Raw genomic sequence first — 18,598 nt, 5'->3', positions numbered from 1 at the left:
GCAATCCTTGCAATAACCGCTGGGCTCTAATTTCTGAACCCTATCGCGGCAGGCTTGGCTGAGTGTCCGTTGGGTTGCCCCGGGATGCCCTGCTTTGCCTGTTGTGCTTGCTTGGCCCCGCCGTTCAAAAAACTGTCTGAACTGCGAAGGAGCGAGACTATAGCACAGAAAATCCGCTGTTCCTGGCTCGTATGACGCCTGTTTTGCAGAAACATGAATTTTTTAGGGACACATTCGTCTTCCTGGCCCTTGCCCCTCTATATATAGAGGGGTAAGACAGACTCGTTCCGGGCGCGCCATCTTCCCTCTTATATATAGAGGGACACTCTCATCAGATCCGTAGCTCCGTGGTTTCCTTGATTTGCTGGAGGGCGAAGAACGACCGCATGTCGATGACTGCCGGGTGGCGCATCAGCGTGTCCATGGCGAAACGGGAAAAGTGAGCCAGGTCGGCCACCTGAATCCGCAGCAGGTAGTCCATGTCGCCGGACATGGCATAGCACTCGACCACTTCCGGCCAAAGCTGCACGTCGCGGGCGAAGTCGCTCATTGGGGCATGGCTCGACCCGCTGTGCTTATTGAGCCGGATGTTCACGTAGGCCAGCAGCCCCAAGCCCACCTTTTCGGCATCGATCAACGCGACGTATTTCTTGATGAAGCCTTTTTCTTCCAACCGGCGGACCCGGCGCAGGCAGGGACTGGGCGACAGGGAGACGCGGTCCGCCAATTCCTGGTTGCTGAGGCGCCCGTCCCGCTGCAATTCAGCCAGGATCCTTAGATCTGTCCGATCCAGCTCAATATCCGACATTTTTTGCCCTTATATTTTCCAATACGGCAATATTATTGCCCAGAACACCCAGTTTCACGACATGTTTGCAATTGTCTGCCTGACGTTCCTTCCTACAATGTCTGCCTAGACTTGAACAACAAGTCGTCCTGAAAAATGATGCAAGGGAGCAAACACATGAGCAGCGCTTTCCAACCCTGGGACAACCCGATGGGCACCGCCGGGTTCGAGTTCATCGAGTACGCCGCGCCGGACCCCGCCGCGCTGCGCAAGGTATTCGAACTGTTGGGCTTCAAAGCCATCGCGAAACACCGCCACAAGGATGTGACTCTGTACCGTCAAGGCGGCGTCAACTTCCTGATCAATGCCGAGCCCGATTCCTTCGCCCAACGTTTCGCTCGCCTGCACGGCCCGTCGATCTGTGCGATCGGTTTCCGTGTGCAGGACGCTAATGCCGCTTACAAGCGCGCGCTGGAATTGGGCGCCTGGGGTTTCGATTCCCACAGCGGCCCGATGGAATTGAACATTCCGGCCATCAAGGGAATCGGGGACTCGCTGATTTATCTGGTTGACCGCTGGACGGGCAAGGAAGGCCACGGTGGCATCGGCGACATCAGCATCTATGACGTGGACTTCGTGCCCGTCGATCCGGGCAACGCGCAAGCCGACCTGAATCACCGCGGCGCCGGCCTGACGCTGGTGGACCACCTGACGCACAACGTGCACAAGGGCCGCATGGCGGAGTGGTCGGAATTCTACGAGCGCCTCTTCAACTTCCGCGAAGTGCGCTACTTCGATATCGAAGGCAAGGTGACGGGCGTGAAGTCCAAGGCGATGACCTCGCCCTGCGGCAATATCCGCATTCCCATCAATGAGGAAGGCACGGAGGAAAAGGGCCAGATCCAGGAATACCTGGACCTGTACCGCGGCGAGGGCATCCAGCACATCGCCATGGCCACCGATGACATCTACAGCACGATCGAAGCGCTGCGGGAATCGGGCGTGGTGTTCCTGGATACCCCCGAAACCTATTACGAACTGCTGGACCGCCGCCTGCCCAACCACGGTGAAGACATCGCGCGCCTGCAGAAGAACCGCATCCTGCTTGACGGCGCCCCCGGCGGCGGCCTGCTCTTGCAGATCTTCACCGAAAACCAGATCGGGCCGATCTTCTTCGAGATCATCCAGCGCAAAGGCAACGATGGTTTTGGCGAAGGCAATTTCAAGGCTCTGTTCGAATCGATCGAACTGGACCAGATGCGCCGTGGCGTGGTGAAGAACGTCGACTAACTGCTTCCCCCGCCGGCGTTCGGTGCCTGGCACTGGCGCCGGCTTTGAAGCCTCACCTGGTGGTGAGGTTTTTTTTGTCCAAAAAAAGCCCCCTTGCGGGGGGCAGCGAGCATGCGCGGCATGGGCGCTTTTTTTCCCTGGGGCCGCTGAGATTCAGCGCTGCAGGCGGTCCTGGAACTGCTTGCGAAACTTGGCCACCTTGGGTGCGATCACGAACTGGCAGTAGCCTTGTTCGGGATGCAGGGCGAAATAATTGCTGTGATAGTCCTCTGCCTGCCAGAACTTGACGGGCGCCAACAGCTTGGTGACGATCGGCGCGTCATAGACCTTCTGGGCCTCGACTTCGGCCATCACGGCCTCGGCTTGTTCACGTTGGGACTCGTTCTGCCAGAAAATCGCCGATTCGTACTGAGGGCCGACGTCATTGCCCTGGCGTCCCGGCGTGGTGGGATCGTGAGTGGCGAAGAAGACGCGAAGCAGGTCGCTGTACGAGAGTACCGCGGGGTCGAATTCCACGCGCGCGACCTCGATGTGGCCGGTGTCCTTGCCGCACACTTGCTCGTAGGTGGGATTGTCCACGTGCCCGCCGCTATAGCCGGGCAGCACGCTTTTGACGCCCTTCAATTCGGTGAAGACCGCTTCGACGCACCAGAAGCAGCCGCCGCCAAGAACGGCGACTTCATTGCCCGGAGATGCTTGTTCTGCCATGACGATTCCTTTCTGTAGACGGCCGCTTGCCTGCGGCCGGCGCCCCCGGCTTCATGCGCGGGGCATAGACAATAAGACTACTGCTTGGGCGGCGCCAGCGACAAGATCCATTCGGCCAGCAGGCGGGCATCTTCCTGGCTGACATGCGTTTGCGCGGGCATGGGCACGGCGCCCCAGGCGCCGCGGCCGCCGCCACGGATCTTGCCGGCCAGGTAATCCACCATGGCGTCGCCCTGCCCTGCATAGCGTTCGGCCACGCTTTTCAACGGTGGCCCCACGCGCTTGGCTTCCACTTGGTGGCATGCCATACAGGCTTTGCTCTTGGCCAGGTCCAGGCCAGTGGTTTGCGCCTGAGCCACGCCAGCGCCCAAGACGCCGGCGATGGCCACCCACAGACTAATCTTCAAATGCATCGGTTACTGCCCCACGGCTCGCGGTGCTGGCGAGCTTGCCGAACTTGGCGAGCACACCGCGTGTATAACGCGGCTTGGGTTGAACCCAGGCCTGTCGACGAGCCGCCAGGTCTTCGTCGCTGATATTGAGCTGCAACAGCAGCTTGTGGGCATCGATGGTAACCGAATCGCCTTCCTGTATCAGCGCGATCGGACCGCCCACGAAGGCCTCCGGCGCGACGTGGCCGACGACCATGCCCCAGGTGCCGCCGGAGAAGCGACCGTCAGTGATCAGGCCCACGGTTTCACCCAGGCCCTGCCCGACCAGCGCCGACGTGGGTGCCAGCATTTCGCGCATGCCCGGACCGCCCTTCGGGCCTTCATAGCGAATGACCACCACGTCGCCATCCTTGATCTCGCGCGCCATGATGGCCGTCATGGCGTCGTCTTCGGAATCGAAAACGCGCGCAGGGCCGGTCATGACGGGATTCTTCAGGCCCGTGATCTTGGCCACGCAGCCTTCCGGCGACAGATTGCCTTTCAGGATGGCCAGATGCCCTTGTGGATACAGGGCGCGGTCCAGCGGCATGATGACGTCCTGGTCCGCGCGCGGCGCATCCGGCACATCCGCCAAGGTTTCCGCGATGGTCTTGCCGCTGATCGTGATGCAGTCACCGTGCAGCAGCCCGGCGTTGAGCAGCACCTTCATGACCTGCGGAATGCCGCCCGCGCGGTGAAGGTCGGTCGCAACATACTTGCCGGACGGCTTCAGGTCGCAGAGCACGGGGACACGCCTGCGGATGCGTTCGAAATCGTCGATAGTCCACGGCACTTCGGCGGCGTGCGCGATGGCCAGGAAATGCAGTACCGCGTTGGTGGAGCCGCCGGTGGCCATGATGACCGAGACGGCGTTTTCGATGGACTCACGCGTGATGATGTCGCGCGGACGCAGGTTGCGCCGGACCGCGTCCACCAGTACCCGCGCCGATTCCGCGGCCGAGACGACTTTCTCGTCGTCTTCGTTGGCCATCGTGCTGGAGTACGGCAGACTCATGCCCATGGCCTCGAACGCCGAGCTCATGGTGTTGGCCGTGTACATGCCGCCACAGGAACCGGAGCCGGGAATAGCGCATTTCTCGATCTGCTTGAAATCCGCTTCGGGCATGCGGCCCATCGTGTATTCGCCCACGGCTTCGAAGACCGAAACGATGGTGAGGTCGTTGCCCTTGTAATGGCCCGGCTTGATCGTGCCGCCATAGACGTAGATGCCCGGCACATTGGTGCGCGCGAGCGCGATCATGCCGCCGGGCATGTTCTTGTCGCAGCCACCGATCACCACCACGCCGTCCATCCACTGGCCCTGCGCGGCGGTTTCAATGCAGTCTGCGATGACTTCTCGGGAGACCAGCGAGTACTTCATGCCCTCGGTGCCCATCGACATGCCGTCGGAAATGGTGGGTGTGCCGAATACCTGGGGATTGGCGCGCGAGGCCCGGATGGCGTCGATGGCGGCGTCCGCCAGACGCTGCAGGCCGCTGTTGCATGGGGTGATGGTCGAATGGCCGTTGGCCACGCCGATCATGGGGTTTTCGAAATCGGCTTCCTGATAACCCAGCGCGTAATACATGGCGCGATTGGGCGCGCGCGCGACACCGTGGGTGATATGGCGGGAACGTTCATTGTTCGGCATGGTCTGTCTCTCCTGTCGGCCGTCGGGGCGCGGACATGGCGAACGCACCCAAGGAAGCTGGCTCGCTTGCATGCATGCGAATCTTCAGTGCTCGCCGGTTATTATCATTCAACTTTATTGTGTCGGGCAGAACATGCTGCAATATCCAAAATTCGACCCCATTGCTTTGCAGATCGGGCCGCTTGCCATCCACTGGTACGGCCTGATGTACCTGGCGGGCTTCGCCCTGGTGTACTTGCTTGGCCGACGCCGCATCACCAGCGGCCACACCACGTCGCTGAACGTGCGGGACCTGGAAGACCTGATCTTCTATAGCGTGCTTGGCGTGGTGCTGGGTGGCCGGTTGGGCTACGTGCTGTTCTACAAACCCGGGTACTACCTCTCCCACCCGCTGGAAGTGGCGTACCTGTGGCAAGGCGGCATGTCGTTCCACGGCGGCCTGATTGGCGTGATCCTGGTCATGCTGCTGTTCGCGCGCAAGAAGAAGCTGCCGTTTTTCGCGGTCAGCGACTTCATCGCTCCGTTGATCCCGCTGGGCCTGGGTTTCGGCCGGCTGGGCAACTTCATCAATGGCGAACTGTGGGGCCGGCCGACCGACGTGCCGTGGGCCATGGTGTTCCCCGACAGCGGCGACGGCTTGGCGCGCCATCCCTCCCAGCTGTATGAGCTGGGCCTGGAAGGCATTGTGCTGTTTGCACTGCTGTGGTGGTTTTCGAGCAAGCCGCGTCCACTTGGACAGGTGAGCGGGCTTTTCCTGATGGGTTACGGAACGTTCCGCTTCCTGGTGGAATTCACCCGCGAGCCGGACAATTTCCTGGGTCTGCTCGCGGGGGGATTGAGCATGGGACAGTGGTTGTCCCTGCCGATGGTCGCCTTGGGCGCCATCATGTTCGGCCTTACTGCAAAACGATCGTCCCGTTGACGGCGATGCTGACCGTGACGTCTCCCGCTTCCAGCGGGACGTCAGGGCTGTAGCCGCCAGAGGCGTCCTTGGCCATGGCCGCGGCGCCCAGCATGCGCGGCATCGGCACCGGGCCGCCCGAACCGCCCAATTCCAGCTTGGACAGGCGATAGCCCGAGAACCCGAACGCGTTGGCCGCTGCCAGCGCGCGGTCCTTGAAGGCTTGGGCCGCTTCTTTCAGCAACTTGCGCTCTTCGGCCTCGCGCGCTTCGCGCGACAACGAGAAGCTGATGTTGGAAATGGCGGTCTTGTCCGACAGCTTGGACGCCAATGCGGCGGCGGCCTCGAAGTCTTTCGATTCAAGCACCACTTCACCCTGGCCACGCCAGGTGCCGATCTTTCCCTTGCTGTTAGTGTTGGGCCAGACGTTGTAGCCGCCCGTGCGGACTTCCACGCCTTTGGTGTCGCGCGCGCGCTTGACGACATCGTCCAGCGCCGCAGTCAATTTCTTGCCGGCGGCCGGCTGGTCCGGCGCCTCGACCTCAGCGGACAACGAAATGCGAACCGTGTCGTGCTTGACCTCGGAAGACGCGGTTGCCTGCAACGTCATTTCGGGCGAGCGATTCGCGGACGATTCCGTGGCAACAGGCGCGGCGGGCGCTTGCGCCTGCGCGTAAACGGGTTGGACGGCAGCGATGGCGGCCACGGCTGCGCACGCTGCGCCGAGTTTCGTCAGCGAAAAAACAGGGTGTTTAAACATGGACGGGTCCTAGGAGGGAGGACAAAGGGGAAGGACTGGAGGGGCAAGGGGGGGATGGTGAAGCGCCCGACGCGGACCTGCGCTTAGGGCAGGCCCGCTGGGATAAATGCCCCGCCTGTGCCGTCAAGGCCGGCATCTCGAACCCTAAGGTAAGAGGTGGTCGCGTTCCGCAGAGCGTCGGGTTCGTCTACGAGAGACGATCACTCCAGCTCTACACTCCCGCAACCATATGCCGAAAGCATAGGTTCAGAGAATGTATGGCCTAGTCACGGACACGGCAGGGACAAACTGAAAATTCTTGAATACTGCTTATGAACGGTTAGAGCAGTTTTTCCTGACCCGATAAGGCGTCATCGAGTACTGCGTTCATGTCCTCAATTCTACGCTTGAAGTCGCCGACTGCCAAACCACCTAGCGGACCATCAGGCGCTTTCATCGCGAGAAGCTCGCCCGCGACCTGCAAGGCCGCCATCACGGCGATGCGCTCGTTGCTGGAAATCTTGCCCGACCCCTGGATGCGCAGCATCAGTTGGTCGACATGGCGCACCGCTGCCATGAGCGTGGGCTTCTCTTCAACAGAGCAGGCCAGGGAGTAGTCGCGTCCCAATATGGTGACATCTACGCGTTCCATCAGTGTTGCTCTCCAGACGGTGCGCCCGGCAAGCGGGCGAGCACGGCGTCGATGCGCTCGCGGGCCGCGGCCGCGGCCACGCGCAAGCGCTGTAGTTCAGTGTCGCGAGTTTGCAGGTTGCCCTGCAGTTCGGTTTCCCGGGCGGAGAAACGCGATTCAAGCGACTGGCGTTCGGTGGACTCACGGGCGAGCTGCTCGCGCAAGGCGGCTTCGGCCTGCTGGGCCTGCTCGAGCATCGCGGTGACCGCGCCATCGTGATCCTGAAGCTTGCTTTGCAGCGTGACGATCTCGGCCTCGCGCTCGGCGGCGCGCTGCTTCAGCACACGCTGTTCAGCTTCGAAGTCATTCAGGCGGAGGCGCAACGCGTCACGCTCTGCGTGGAGTTGGCGGGTGCGTTGCACCAGTTGCCCGATTCGGGCGGCGAGTTGGTCTAGATCTTGCAGCATGGGCGCTATCGTAAACCATCCTGAGTTCAATCGGGCCTCTTCACGCGCGTTGAGAAACCCGGCAATATTCGGTAGGAAATAGGCGCGTGATTCCGGCGGCGCAATGCCAGCCGATGACAACCGCGGAAATGTCGCCCCCCTCGTCCAAATTCCACGCATCCGGCCGATCCGGCTTTCGCATTTCTTTCTATAAACTTTCACTTAGCTTTCAAAAAGCCCTCAATCTTCCCGCGCCGTTACATCTGGGGATCGGGAGTACCCGAATTCTAGGGAAAACCCCAGGCTTTCACCGAGCTTACAGGGTTTCCAGCGTGGCAGGCGTCCATTACCATTCGCCCTTTCAAGAAACCACGCCGTCGCTTTCAGAAGAACTAATGGCACCCCGAAGTGCCTTTTTTGTGCCTGTCACTCGCCTTTCGGCGGGTCCCATCCGGCTACAAACTTTTTATCTACATGCTGTAAATAGGAGCCAACCAATCATGCAGCTACGCAATCGACAGGACTTCTGGTCTGGGGTGATGTTCATCGCCCTCGGACTGGGATTCGCCTGGCAAGCCAGCAGCTATCAAATGGGTACTGCAGCCCGAATGGGCCCAGGGTATTTTCCTTTCTGGCTAGGCATTGTTCTGGCTTTGCTGGGCGCCATCGTGCTGCTTGGCTCGCTTTCCAAGAAAGCGCACGAAACGCACGTCGACAAGTTCGACTGGCGCATCGTTTTTCTGGTCGTGGGTTCGGTGGTCTTGTACGGCTTCATCCTGAAGCCGCTGGGCATCTACCTTTCGGTATTCATCCTGGTTGTCCTAAGCAGCCTGGCCAGCCATGAGTTCAGCTTGAAGGTCGCCGTCGCCAACGCGATCTTCCTGGTGGTGTTCTCGTATCTGGCATTCGTCAAGGGGCTGGGGCTGATCTTCCCGCTGTGGCCGTCCTTTCTGGGCATGAACTAAGGAGCAACCGGTCATGGAATTGTTTGACAACCTGATGTTGGGCTTCTCGGTGGCGTTCACGCCCGAGAACCTGGCCTACGCACTGCTGGGCTGCATTCTGGGTACGCTGATTGGCGTGCTGCCGGGTATCGGCCCCGTCCCGACCATCGCGATGCTGCTCCCGATCACGTATGTGTTGCCCCCGATTGCCGGCTTGATCATGCTTGCAGGCATCTATTACGGCGCGCAGTACGGCGGTTCGACCACGGCCATTCTTGTGGCGCTGCCAGGGGAAACGTCCGCGGTGGTGACGGTGCTGGACGGTCACCAGATGGCCCGTAACGGCCGTGCTGGCGCCGCCTTGGCTATCGCCGCACTGGGCTCGTTCTTTGCCGGTTGCGTGGCCACCCTGCTGTTGGCCGCCTTCGCGCCCCCGTTGGCTGAAGTGGCTTTCAAGTTCGGCCCCGCCGAGTACTTCTCGCTGATGTGCCTGGGTCTGGTCGGCGCCGTGGTGCTGGCTTCCGGTTCGCTGCCCAAGGCGATCTCGATGATCATCCTGGGCCTGCTGCTGGGCATGGTCGGCACCGACGTCAACTCGGGCGTTGCCCGCTTCGACTTCGGCATCCCCGAACTGCAAGACGGTATCGACTTCGCCATCGTGGCCATGGGTGTGTTCGGCTTTGCCGAAATCATGACCAACCTGGAGCAGAAGGAAAACCGCGTCGACATCACCGACAAGATCGGCACGCTGTACCCGAACAAGCAGGAATTCAAGGAAGCTGCTCCCGCCGTGCTGCGCGGAACGGCCCTGGGTTCGGCCCTGGGTATCTTGCCGGGCGGTGGCGCCGTGTTGTCGTCGTTCGCGTCCTACACGCTGGAAAAGAAGATCTCGAAGAATCCGGAACGCTTCGGCAAGGGCCACCCGGCCGGCCTGGCAGGCCCGGAATCGGCGAACAACGCCGCAGCCCAGACTTCGTTCATCCCGCTGCTGACGCTGGGTATCCCCGGTAACGCCGTGATGGCGTTGATGGTCGGTGCAATGACCATCCACAACATCCAGCCCGGCCCGCAAGTCATGACGAGCCACCCGGAGCTGTTCTGGGGCCTGATCGCCTCGATGTGGATCGGCAACCTGATGCTGGTGGTGCTGAACCTGCCGCTGATTGGCCTGTGGGTCAAGCTGCTGAAGGTGCCCTATCGCATCCTGTTCCCGGCGATTCTGGTGTTCTGCACGATCGGTGTGTATTCGTTGAACTACAACTCGTTCGACATCTTCACCACGGCAATCTTCGGCGTCATCGGCTACGTGTGGTCGAAGCTGAAGTGCGAAGGCGCTCCGCTGCTGCTGGGCCTGGTTCTGGGCCCCATGATGGAAGAGAACTTCCGCCGTGCCCTGCTGCTGTCGCGTGGCGATTTCAGCACCTTCGTAACGCGTCCGCTGTCGGCTTCGCTGCTGGCCGTGGCGGCGTTCCTGGTGATTCTGGTGGCGCTCCCCGCCATTCGCAAGAAGCGCGAAGAGACCTTCGTCGAAGAAGAGTAAAGCGCTGGCCGCTGCCTTGCGGCGGCGGTCAAGCCTTTCTAAAAACCCCCGTGGCGTGCCCCGGGGGTTTTTCTTTGCGCGGCCAGAACGTATTCCTGGTAAAAGCTACTAATAACTACAATACACTACTAAGCGTAGGGCATTTCCCGGCATCTACGTTAAGCTACGGGTTTACCCCACGCGATTATTCGGCATGAATTTCGACTGGAAGAATCCCTACCCCACCACCCGGATTCCGGTGTTCGCTCGCAACGTCGTCGCCACGTCGCAACCGCTCGCCGCACAGGCAGGCTTGCGGATCCTGGCCCTTGGCGGCAATGCGGTGGACGCGGCCATTGCCGCGGCCGCCACGCTGACGCTGACCGAACCCGTCAGCAACGGTTTGGGCTCCGACTGTTTCGCCATCGTCTGGGACGGTTCGAAGCTGCATGGCTTGAACGCCTCCGGAACGGCTCCGTCCGCGTGGAACGTGGACTACTTCCGCCGCAAGCACCAAGGCGTGATCCCGATGCGCGGCTGGGACAGCGTGACCGTGCCGGGTTGCGTGGCCGGATGGGCGGCGCTGCATGAAAAACTGGGCAGTCTGGCGTTTGCCGACGTGCTGGCGCCTGCCATCGAATACGCGGAACGCGGCTACGCCGTGTCACCCGTGGCGCAGGAAAAATGGGCGGCGCAGGCCGACATTCTGCGACCGCAACCCGGGTTCGCCGAACATTTCCTGCCACGCGGCCGTGCTCCCCACATCGGCGAGCACTTCGTGCTGCCGAGCGCCGCGGCAACGCTCAAGCGCATCGCCGCGAGCGGTGGCCGCGACTTCTATGAAGGCGAGACTGCCCACAAGTTGGTGGCGCACGCGCAAGCGCACGACGCCGCGTTGACCCTGGCGGACCTGCGCGACTACGCACCCGAATGGGTGACGCCCATCGGCCAGACGTACCGCGGCCATACGCTCCATCAGATCCCGCCAAACGGGCAAGGCATTGCGGCGTTGATCGCACTGGGCATCTTGCAGAATTTCGACCTGGCGTCCCGCCCGGTCGACCACCCCGACACCCAGCACCTGCTGATCGAGGCCATGAAACTGGCGTTCGCAGATGTCTATTCCCACGTGGCCGATGCGCGCCATATGCGGATGACGCACGAACAGATGCTGCGGCCGGACTATCTGGCGGAACGCGCGCGGATGATCGACCCCAGGGTTGCCCAGGCTTTCGCTTCCGGCCATGCCCCCCAAGGCGGCACGGTCTACCTGACCGCCGCGGACAAGAACGGCATGATGGTCAGCTTCATCCAGTCGAACTACATGGGCTTCGGCTCCGGCGTGGTGGTGCCGGGCACGGGCGTCAGCCTGCAGAACCGCGGGCATTGCTTCACCACGCAGCCGGACCATCCCAACGTGGTGGCGGGCGGCAAGCGCCCCTTCCATACCATCATCCCCGGCTTCCTGATGCGCGACGGCGCCCCCGTCATGAGTTTCGGCGTCATGGGCGGCAATATGCAGCCGCAGGGACAAGTGCAGACGCTGGTGCGCATGCTTGACTACGGCCAGCAGCCGCAGGCCGCCTGCGACGCGCCGCGCTGGAAGTGGAACCAGGGGCTGGCAGTGGACGTGGAAGCCGGCCTTGCGCCGGCCGTGGCGCAGGGCCTGCGCACGCGCGGCCATGTGCTGGAAGGCGTCGACGACCCTTATATGGACTTTGGTTCGGGTCAGTTCATCTGGCGGCTGGGCGACCCGGCGGTGGATGGCTATGTCAGCGCCAGCGACAGTCGGCGGGATGGACTCGCCGCCGGCTTTTGATTGCGTTAAGGTTGATGTCCTGAGACTGACCTTACCCACATAGAGCGGAGTCCCCTGCATGGCAACGATCGGTACCAAGAGCTACGACGCGGTCGTAGCCCAGAAAGTCGCTTTCCTCGGATTGGGCGTCATGGGCTTGCCCATGGCCGGTCACCTGGCCCGTGCCGGACACGACGTGACCGTCTACAACCGCACCCCCGCCAAGGCACAGGCCTGGGCAGCCGAGTTTCATGGCCACCATGCCCCCACGCCGCGCGAAGCCGTCGCGGGCGCCCAGATCGTCTTCGCCTGCGTGGGCAATGACGACGATCTGCGCAGCATCGTGCTGGGTCCGGACGGCGCGTTTTCGGGCATGGCGCCGGGCGCCGTATTTGTCGACCACACGACCGCGTCGGCCGATGTGGCGCGCGAGCTTTACGCGCAAGCCAAGGAACTGGGCCTGAACTTCGTGGACGCGCCGGTTTCGGGCGGACAGGCGGGCGCCGTCAACGGCGTCCTGACCGTCATGTGCGGCGGCGAGCAAGCCGTTTTCGACGCGATCAAGCCGGTGGCACAGAGCTTTGGCCGCGCCGTCACGCTGGTGGGCCCGCCGGGCGCGGGGCAATTGGCCAAGATGGTCAACCAGATCTGCATCGCCGGCATCGTGCAAGGCCTGTCGGAGGCGGTGGCATTCGGCCAGGCGGCCGATCTGGACATGAAGCTGGTGCTGGACGTGATCAGCAAAGGCGCCGCGCAAAGCTGGCAGATGGAGAACCGCGGCGGCACCATGGTCGACGACAAGTTCGAGTTCGGCTTTGCGGTGGACTGGATGCGCAAGGACCTGGGCCTGGTGCTGGCCGAGGCGCGCAACAACGGCGCGCGCGTGCCGGTGACGGCCCTGGTGGACCAGTTCTACGGCGACGTGCAGAAAATGGGCGGCGGACGCTGGGACACGTCCAGCCTGGTGAAGCGCCTGCGCGACTGAACGGGCATCGCCCTGCCCCTGGCAACACGGTGCGGCGGCAAACAAAAAGGCGAGCCTGGAAGGCTCGCCTTTTTGTCGTCCATGCCGTTACGCGGCCAGGTTCGCCTGGGCGGTTTGCCGCAGCAGCGCATCGATGCGCTGCTTGGCCAGCGTCACGCCTTCCAGCGCGGCCACTTCACCCATCGCCATGCCCTCGGCCGCGATGAACGTCACGTCGTTCATGCCCAGGAAGCCCAGCATCTGACGCAGATACGGCGTCATGGTGTCAGACGGCGTGCCCTCGGCCTTGCCGCCTCGCGCCGTCAGCACGAACACCTGCTTACCCTTGACGAGGCCCTCCGGCACGCCTTCGGGCGTATAACGGAACGTGACGCCGGCACGGGCCAGATAGTCCAGATAGCTCTTGAACTGCGCGGGCAGATTGAAGTTGTACACCGGCACGGCGAATACGATGCGGTCCGCTTCCATCAGTTCGGCGACCAGCGTGTCGCTGAGTTCGACGATGCGTTGCTGCTCTACGCTGCGGGCATCGGCCGGGGTGAACAGCGCGCCGGCGGTGTTGCCGTCGAAGTACGGGATCGGCTGCGCGCCGATGTCGCGTACCTTGACGGTAGTAGCCGGATTGGCTTCTTTGACGCGCGCAATCAGGTGATTGGCCAATTGCTTGCTGTTGGAACGATCGCCGAGAATCGAGGAAAGGATAACGAGGGTCTTCATTGCAAATATCTCCAGTGGTGGCCCGCCTGTACGCGGGCGGTCAGGACCTGTCAGCGCCACGCCCGGCGCTTCAAGAGGGCCGGACCGGAGCTTGCCGCCGGGTGGCGTTCGCAGATCCCGAATGCATGGGCTCACTGTAGATCGGTTCATTGTTTACATAAACCGGGGTATGATGAACTGTTCGTTCCACAAATAGAACAATCATGCAAGATCTTAACGACCTCTATTATTTTTCCCAAGTCGTCGAGCAAGGCGGCTTCAGCGCTGCGGCCAGAGCGCTGGATATCCCGAAATCCCGCCTGTCGCGCCGGATCTCGCATTTGGAGGAAAGCCTGGGCGTCAGGTTGCTGCAGCGCACGACACGCCGCCTGCGGCTGACCTCGGCCGGTGAACGCTACCTGCACTATTGCCGCGAGATGGCCGCCTCGGCGCGAGCCGCCGACGATGCCATGCGGCAATTGCAGTCAGAGCCGACCGGCCCGGTGATCGTGAGCTGCCCCGTTTCCATTGCCCAGGATGTGCTGGCGCCGATCCTGCCCGAATTCCTGGATGCTTGGCCGGCGATTTCCGTACAGCTGCTGGTGACCAACCGGCGTGTGGACCTGATCCGTGAAGGCGTCGACCTGGCGCTGCGCGTGCGCACCAAACTGGATACGGACGCGGAACTGGTGGTCCGCCATCTGGGATCGGCGCGGGGCACGCTGGTGGCCAGCCCCGGCTACCTGCAACGCCACGGCACGCCCGACACGCCGCAGGATCTGGCGTCGCACACAACCTTGAGCTTTTCCGACCCGCAGCACGACGTGCGATGGCCGCTGGTGAACGATAAGGGCGAAGAAGTCCAGGTCGAGCTGAAGCCGCAACTGTCCTGCAACGACTTCATTGTGCTGACCGAAGCCGCGGTGCGGGGCCGAGGCATCGCGCTGCTGCCGTCGATCGCGACGCAGGAAGAACTGCGCCGCGGCCAGTTGGTGCCGGTGCTTGCGCAATGGCAATCACCGGAAGGCATCGTGCACTGCATTTATCCGTCGCGGCGGGGCATGATGCCCGCCGTCCGGACGTTGCTGGATTTCCTGTCGCAACGACTGCCGACGATGTATCAACGGCTGGAAAAAGCCGTCGCGCCCGTAGCTTAGTAGCCGCGCGTGCGTTCGACGACGCCGGTGATGGATTCGCCGCGCATCAGTTGAGCGACCTTTCCCGCGATCTGCTCGATGCTTTCGTCGCGCAGCGTGCGCGCCGCGATGTGCGGCGTGATATGAACGCGCGGGTCGCGCCAGAACGGATGGTCGCCGGGCAAAGGCTCGGTATGGAACACGTCCAGCGTGGCGCCGGCGATCTCACCCTCTTCCAGCATCTGTACGAGGTCTTCTTCAACCAGGTGTTCACCCCGGCCGACGTTGACCAGATGCGCTTGCGGCAACAACTGCGACAGCGTTTCGCGGTTGAGGATGCCGCGCGTGTCCGGCGTGAGCGGCAGCACGTTCACCAGAAAGCGCGTGCGGGCCAGGAACGCTGGCAAGGCGGCTTCTCCGGCAAAGGATTCCACGCCCGGGATTTCGCGCGGCGTGCGGGACCAGCCTGCCACGGGATAGCCGAAGTCGGCCAGGGTCTGCGCCACGCGCGCGCCCACCTGGCCCAGCCCCAACACGCCGACGGGCCAGTCCTTCTGCCGCGTGCCTTCGCGGGTATCCCAGTGCTGGCGCGCCTGGGCTTGGTCAAACGCTTCGAAATCGCGCGAGACGCGCAGCAGCGCGTACAAGGCGTATTCGGCCATCTGCACCGACATGCCCGCATCTTCGAGGCGAACGATCCGCACGTGCGGGGGGATCTCGGGCATCTTCAGCAGTGCGTCGACGCCCGCGCCCAGATTGAACAGCGTCGTGATGCCGGTCTCGTGCTGGAACAATTCCACGGGCGGGCGCCACACCAGCGCCACCTCGGCGCCAGACGGCGGACCGTCGGGATTCCACACGGAAATGCGGCATCCGGGCATGGAGGCTTCCAGGAGCGGCACCCAGACGTCGGAATCATGGAGAGGGCAGGCAAAGAGAATGTGCATGGTGGCGGTTCTGCAAGGCTTTTCGGAAGCCTCAAGCATGCAGGATGGCGCCTCACAAATCAAACGGCCCGGCAGATCGCCGGGCCGTTCGACCGCGCCGGGAAAGACGCTTACGCGGTTTGCGGAACTTCAGGCTTGCCTTTGCCCTTGCCTTTGCCGCGATGCACGAATGCCCACACCTGCAGCAGGATCAGCAAGGCGCTTGCGCCGATGAACCAGGCGCTGATCGGGCGCTGCACGAACACGGCCAGGTCGCCGCGCGACAACAGCAGGGCGCGGCGGAAGTTCTCTTCCACCATCGGGCCCAGCACGAAACCGAGCAAGATGGGCGCCACGGAAAACTCCAGCGTCATCAGGATGGCGCCGATCACGCCGAAGGCGAGCACTTCCCATATCTGGAAGAGACTGTTCTGCGTACTGAACACGCCCACCGCGATGAAGAACAGCGCGGACGGGAACAGATAGCGGTACGGCACCTGCAGCAGCTTGACCCACACGCCGATCAGCGGCACGTTCAGCACCATCAGCAGCACGTTGCCCACCCAGAAGCTGGCGATCAGGCCCCAGAAGATGTCTGGATGCTCGGTGATCAGCTGCGGGCCGGGCTGGATGCCCTGGATAAGCAAGGCGCCCAGGATCAGCGCCATCACGGCGTCGCCAGGGATGCCCAGGCTCATCGTCGGGATGAAGTCGACCTGCGTCTTCGAATGCGACGACGCTTCCGGCGATGCCACGCCGGCGATCATGCCGGTGCCGAACTTCTCGGGCGTGCGCGAGATCTTGCGTTCCAGTGCGTAGGCCACGAACGTCGTGATGGTCGGACCCGTGCCCGGCATGGCGCCGAACAATGTGCCGACCGCCGTGCCGCGCACCATCGGCCAGAACGCGGTCTTCAATTCCTGCTTGCTGGGCCGCATGTCGCGGATGCGCAGCTTGGCGCCGCTGCCGATGATGGTCATGCGATTGACGCTCATCAGGAAGTCGGCCACGCCGAACAGGCCCATCGAGATCGCCACCAGTTCCAGGCCGTCCGACAGGTCCAGCAAGCCGAACGAGAAACGGATCGTGCCCGTGTTCACGTCGGTGCCCACCACGCCGCACATCAAGCCGAACAGCGTCATTGCCACGCCTTTCAGCGGCGAGCCGCGCGACATCGTCGCACCGGCCAGCAGGCCAAGCAGCATGATCGAGAAGATCTCGGTGGGGCCGAACTTGAACGCCACCTCAACCAGCAGCGGCGAGGCGAAAATCATGACGATGATGCCGACCGATGCCGCGAAGAACGAACAGATCATCGTGATGCCCAGCGCCGTTCCTCCCTTGCCCTGTTTGGTCAGTGGATACCCGTCAAGGCAGGTGACCGCGTGCGGCGGATGCGAAGGCAGATTGAGCAGGATGGCGCCGATGGCGCCGCCGTATTGGGAACCGTAGAAAATGCCGGCCAGCATCAAGATCGCGGGCACGGGCTGCATCACGTAGGTCAGCGGCAGCAGGATGGAAATCGCCGACAAGGCGCCCATGCCCGGGAGCACGCCGATGAGGTTGCCCACCAGCACGCCGAAGAACGACCACATCAGGTTGTGCCATTGGAACGCGACGCCGAAGCCGTACCAAAGGTCCATCAAAGATTGAGAGATCATGGCGCTTCAACCCCAACGAAACAGCGGCAGCTGCAGTTGCAGCGCCCACCAGAACACGACGACCGCGATCGCGGACATCGCGAGCGACAGCAGGATGGCTTGCTTGATGGTGTTCTTGCGATCACCCAGCGCCGAGATGAAAACAATGGCGAACGTGGCCGGCAGCAGGCCGCCGTAGTGGCCCAGCAGCAGGAAGGCCAACGTGCCTAGCAAGATGCAGGCGCTGCCGCGGAAGTCGGGCAGCCCGTGCGCATGGCCATCGCCTGGCGCGGGCGGCGTGGCCTCGCCCGAACGCGCGGACATGGCGATCAGCACGCCCGTCAGGGCCAGCAGGCCGCCGAGCGCAGCCGGGAAGAAGCCTGGCCCCATGTGGCTCAAGGTGCCGATGTGGTAATCAGTGCCTCCGTATATCGCCCCCAACCCGATCAGGACCATCAGCGCGCCGCCGTAGTAGTCCTTCCTGTTGATATTTTTTTGCACTTCCATCCTCCTTCTGGTGCAGGACCGTGCCGGCCCTGGATGCGCAGCTCGAAACGAGCCGCGCCCGGCCCTTAACAGCGAGCCGGTGCGCAGATTACGGAGGGAAGCTGCTAATCCGCTTTCTATGCGCTGTCGCCATCCTGAATTCGGGGGTTATCCCTGAGAGGAAGCGATGCGGCGTAGCGGGGAAAGCAGAAAAAAATTTGAAAGCCTGCCGGCTTTATTGGTCGCCCTTGAGCTCGACATCGGCAGGACGCGGGTATTGCGAGACGGTGGCGCCAAGCGGCAGCCACAGCACCGAGGCCAGGCCCACCCCGCCCTGCGCGTTGGGTTCGCCATCGCGCAATTCGATGTCGCCGTCGTTGCGGCGAGCATAGGCGCGCGCAATCGCCAGGCCCAGGCCGGAGCCCGAGGAGGTGACGGGCTTGTCCGTGCCGACCCGTTCGAAACGCGCGAAGGCGCGGCCCCGCAGGTCGGGATCCAGCCCCGGACCGTTGTCCGACACCGCGACTTCGGCCCGGTTTTCCAGCCGGCAGACCGACACGGTGATCTGCGCGCCGACAGGCGCGTAATGGATGGCGTTGTGCACCAGGTTGGATAAGGCTTCGTGCAGTTCGGCTTCGCTGCCCAACACCGGCACGGGCGTATCCAGCCCTTCTTCGGAACCCGCCTGGACCCAGCCCAGGTCTTGCTGCTTTTCATGTGCCAGCGGCAGGTATTGCAAGACGACTTCGCGCGAGACCGCGTTCATGTCCAGCAACTGGCGCGGCAACTGATCGGCCTGGTTGGCGTGCGCCAGGGACAGCAGTTGCTCGGTCAGGCGGCGCGTGCGCCCCAACTGGTCGACGATGGCGCGCAGGCCCTCGCGC

Annotated in this window: 19 protein-coding genes and 1 other RNA gene; 7 read left to right on the top strand and 13 right to left on the bottom strand. The window is 62.8% G+C overall.

From position 1 onward, the window contains the following. Positions 1–331: 331 nt before the first annotated feature. Positions 332–808, bottom strand: a complete 477-nt coding sequence (locus ACE039_RS14365; RefSeq protein WP_105560471.1) for an Lrp/AsnC family transcriptional regulator — start codon at positions 806–808, stop codon at positions 332–334. Between the two features lie 156 nt (positions 809–964). Here ACE039_RS14365 and hppD point away from each other — a divergent pair, with 156 nt between their 5' ends. Beyond that, entirely contained in the window at positions 965–2,077 is a 1,113-nt protein-coding gene (gene hppD, locus ACE039_RS14360; protein WP_485822654.1) for a 4-hydroxyphenylpyruvate dioxygenase, read from the top strand. A 153-nt stretch (positions 2,078–2,230) separates the two neighbouring features. Here the strand turns inward: hppD and msrA are convergent, their stop codons facing one another. The 3 genes from msrA to ilvD form a co-directional block, all read right to left on the bottom strand. After that, complete coding sequence (gene msrA / locus ACE039_RS14355; RefSeq protein WP_485811261.1) at positions 2,231–2,785, bottom strand: peptide-methionine (S)-S-oxide reductase MsrA; 555 nt, start codon at positions 2,783–2,785, stop codon at positions 2,231–2,233. Between the two features lie 77 nt (positions 2,786–2,862). Then, complete coding sequence (locus ACE039_RS14350; protein WP_105560468.1) at positions 2,863–3,198, bottom strand: c-type cytochrome; 336 nt, start codon at positions 3,196–3,198, stop codon at positions 2,863–2,865. Next, positions 3,182–4,867, bottom strand: a complete 1,686-nt coding sequence (ilvD, locus tag ACE039_RS14345; RefSeq protein WP_332007634.1) for a dihydroxy-acid dehydratase — start codon at positions 4,865–4,867, stop codon at positions 3,182–3,184. The genes ACE039_RS14350 and ilvD overlap by 17 nt, the downstream gene beginning before the upstream one ends. Before the next feature lie 133 nt (positions 4,868–5,000). Here ilvD and lgt point away from each other — a divergent pair, with 133 nt between their 5' ends. After that, positions 5,001–5,789 carry a prolipoprotein diacylglyceryl transferase gene (gene lgt, locus ACE039_RS14340; protein ID WP_485822653.1) on the top strand — a complete coding sequence of 263 codons (789 nt, stop codon included), beginning with the start codon at positions 5,001–5,003 and terminating at the stop codon, positions 5,787–5,789. Here lgt and ACE039_RS14335 read toward each other — a convergent pair. From ACE039_RS14335 to ACE039_RS14320, 4 genes are all read right to left on the bottom strand, one after another. Beyond that, entirely contained in the window at positions 5,764–6,528 is a 765-nt protein-coding gene (locus tag ACE039_RS14335) for an SIMPL domain-containing protein (RefSeq protein ID WP_448709962.1), read from the bottom strand. The genes lgt and ACE039_RS14335 overlap by 26 nt on opposite strands. A gap of 104 nt (positions 6,529–6,632) precedes the next feature. Further along, positions 6,633–6,815: non-coding RNA, 6S RNA (gene ssrS / locus ACE039_RS14330), on the bottom strand. Positions 6,816–6,847: 32 nt separating this feature from the next. Then, on the bottom strand, positions 6,848–7,159 hold the full coding sequence (locus tag ACE039_RS14325) for a cell division protein ZapA (RefSeq protein ID WP_183014233.1): 312 nt from the start codon (positions 7,157–7,159) through the stop codon (positions 6,848–6,850). Continuing rightward, on the bottom strand, positions 7,159–7,605 hold the full coding sequence (locus ACE039_RS14320; protein ID WP_199196963.1) for a hypothetical protein: 447 nt from the start codon (positions 7,603–7,605) through the stop codon (positions 7,159–7,161). Before ACE039_RS14320 ends, ACE039_RS14325 begins: the two co-directional genes overlap by 1 nt. A gap of 479 nt (positions 7,606–8,084) precedes the next feature. Here ACE039_RS14320 and ACE039_RS14315 point away from each other — a divergent pair, with 479 nt between their 5' ends. The 4 genes from ACE039_RS14315 to ACE039_RS14300 all read left to right on the top strand — a co-directional run bounded on the left by ACE039_RS14315 (position 8,085) and on the right by ACE039_RS14300 (position 12,830). Continuing rightward, positions 8,085–8,549, top strand: a complete 465-nt coding sequence (locus ACE039_RS14315; protein WP_448709963.1) for a tripartite tricarboxylate transporter TctB family protein — start codon at positions 8,085–8,087, stop codon at positions 8,547–8,549. Positions 8,550–8,562: 13 nt separating this feature from the next. Then, positions 8,563–10,068 carry a tripartite tricarboxylate transporter permease gene (locus tag ACE039_RS14310; protein ID WP_485811259.1) on the top strand — a complete coding sequence of 502 codons (1,506 nt, stop codon included), beginning with the start codon at positions 8,563–8,565 and terminating at the stop codon, positions 10,066–10,068. A 193-nt stretch (positions 10,069–10,261) separates the two neighbouring features. Further along, entirely contained in the window at positions 10,262–11,866 is a 1,605-nt protein-coding gene (locus ACE039_RS14305) for a gamma-glutamyltransferase family protein (protein WP_485822652.1), read from the top strand. Between the two features lie 58 nt (positions 11,867–11,924). Further along, positions 11,925–12,830, top strand: a complete 906-nt coding sequence (locus tag ACE039_RS14300; protein WP_105560461.1) for an NAD(P)-dependent oxidoreductase — start codon at positions 11,925–11,927, stop codon at positions 12,828–12,830. A gap of 87 nt (positions 12,831–12,917) precedes the next feature. On the opposite strand, the gene ACE039_RS14295 is transcribed toward ACE039_RS14300, so the two are convergent. Continuing rightward, the gene (locus tag ACE039_RS14295) at positions 12,918–13,547 is read right to left on the bottom strand and encodes an FMN-dependent NADH-azoreductase (protein ID WP_105560460.1); all 630 of its coding nucleotides are present in this window, start codon (positions 13,545–13,547) and stop codon (positions 12,918–12,920) included. A 203-nt stretch (positions 13,548–13,750) separates the two neighbouring features. Between ACE039_RS14295 and ACE039_RS14290 the strand changes: the two genes are divergently transcribed. Next, the gene (locus ACE039_RS14290) at positions 13,751–14,683 is read left to right on the top strand and encodes a LysR family transcriptional regulator (protein WP_485811257.1); all 933 of its coding nucleotides are present in this window, start codon (positions 13,751–13,753) and stop codon (positions 14,681–14,683) included. Here ACE039_RS14290 and ACE039_RS14285 read toward each other — a convergent pair. From ACE039_RS14285 to ACE039_RS14270, 4 genes are all read right to left on the bottom strand, one after another. Further along, a complete protein-coding gene (locus ACE039_RS14285) occupies positions 14,680–15,609 on the bottom strand; it encodes a 2-hydroxyacid dehydrogenase (protein WP_485822651.1) in 930 nt (309 codons plus the stop codon). The two genes, ACE039_RS14290 and ACE039_RS14285, sit on opposite strands and share 4 nt — an antisense overlap. A 110-nt stretch (positions 15,610–15,719) precedes the next feature. Further along, positions 15,720–17,249 carry a tripartite tricarboxylate transporter permease gene (locus tag ACE039_RS14280; RefSeq protein ID WP_485822650.1) on the bottom strand — a complete coding sequence of 510 codons (1,530 nt, stop codon included), beginning with the start codon at positions 17,247–17,249 and terminating at the stop codon, positions 15,720–15,722. Between the two features lie 6 nt (positions 17,250–17,255). Further along, positions 17,256–17,735, bottom strand: a complete 480-nt coding sequence (locus tag ACE039_RS14275; RefSeq protein ID WP_006225989.1) for a tripartite tricarboxylate transporter TctB family protein — start codon at positions 17,733–17,735, stop codon at positions 17,256–17,258. A 214-nt stretch (positions 17,736–17,949) separates the two neighbouring features. Continuing rightward, positions 17,950–18,598, bottom strand: a 649-nt coding sequence (locus ACE039_RS14270; RefSeq protein WP_485822649.1) for a sensor histidine kinase, incomplete at its 5' end; no start/stop codon positions are given.

The organism is Achromobacter maghribensis, assembly GCF_057334215.1.
Note: the sequence above shows the minus strand (reverse complement) of the source record. Positions and strands in the feature narration are given on the sequence as shown.

Coding starts and splice junctions, on each gene's coding strand:
- ACE039_RS14365 (WP_105560471.1), bottom strand. CDS start 808: ATGTCGGATATTGAGCTGGATCGGACAGATCTAAGGATCCTGGCTGAA.
- hppD (WP_485822654.1), top strand. CDS start 965: ATGAGCAGCGCTTTCCAACCCTGGGACAACCCGATGGGCACCGCCGGG.
- msrA (WP_485811261.1), bottom strand. CDS start 2,785: ATGGCAGAACAAGCATCTCCGGGCAATGAAGTCGCCGTTCTTGGCGGC.
- ACE039_RS14350 (WP_105560468.1), bottom strand. CDS start 3,198: ATGCATTTGAAGATTAGTCTGTGGGTGGCCATCGCCGGCGTCTTGGGC.
- ilvD (WP_332007634.1), bottom strand. CDS start 4,867: ATGCCGAACAATGAACGTTCCCGCCATATCACCCACGGTGTCGCGCGC.
- lgt (WP_485822653.1), top strand. CDS start 5,001: ATGCTGCAATATCCAAAATTCGACCCCATTGCTTTGCAGATCGGGCCG.
- ACE039_RS14335 (WP_448709962.1), bottom strand. CDS start 6,528: ATGTTTAAACACCCTGTTTTTTCGCTGACGAAACTCGGCGCAGCGTGC.
- ACE039_RS14325 (WP_183014233.1), bottom strand. CDS start 7,159: ATGGAACGCGTAGATGTCACCATATTGGGACGCGACTACTCCCTGGCC.
- ACE039_RS14320 (WP_199196963.1), bottom strand. CDS start 7,605: ATGCTGCAAGATCTAGACCAACTCGCCGCCCGAATCGGGCAACTGGTG.
- ACE039_RS14315 (WP_448709963.1), top strand. CDS start 8,085: ATGCAGCTACGCAATCGACAGGACTTCTGGTCTGGGGTGATGTTCATC.
- ACE039_RS14310 (WP_485811259.1), top strand. CDS start 8,563: ATGGAATTGTTTGACAACCTGATGTTGGGCTTCTCGGTGGCGTTCACG.
- ACE039_RS14305 (WP_485822652.1), top strand. CDS start 10,262: ATGAATTTCGACTGGAAGAATCCCTACCCCACCACCCGGATTCCGGTG.
- ACE039_RS14300 (WP_105560461.1), top strand. CDS start 11,925: ATGGCAACGATCGGTACCAAGAGCTACGACGCGGTCGTAGCCCAGAAA.
- ACE039_RS14295 (WP_105560460.1), bottom strand. CDS start 13,547: ATGAAGACCCTCGTTATCCTTTCCTCGATTCTCGGCGATCGTTCCAAC.
- ACE039_RS14290 (WP_485811257.1), top strand. CDS start 13,751: ATGCAAGATCTTAACGACCTCTATTATTTTTCCCAAGTCGTCGAGCAA.
- ACE039_RS14285 (WP_485822651.1), bottom strand. CDS start 15,609: ATGCACATTCTCTTTGCCTGCCCTCTCCATGATTCCGACGTCTGGGTG.
- ACE039_RS14280 (WP_485822650.1), bottom strand. CDS start 17,249: ATGATCTCTCAATCTTTGATGGACCTTTGGTACGGCTTCGGCGTCGCG.
- ACE039_RS14275 (WP_006225989.1), bottom strand. CDS start 17,735: ATGGAAGTGCAAAAAAATATCAACAGGAAGGACTACTACGGCGGCGCG.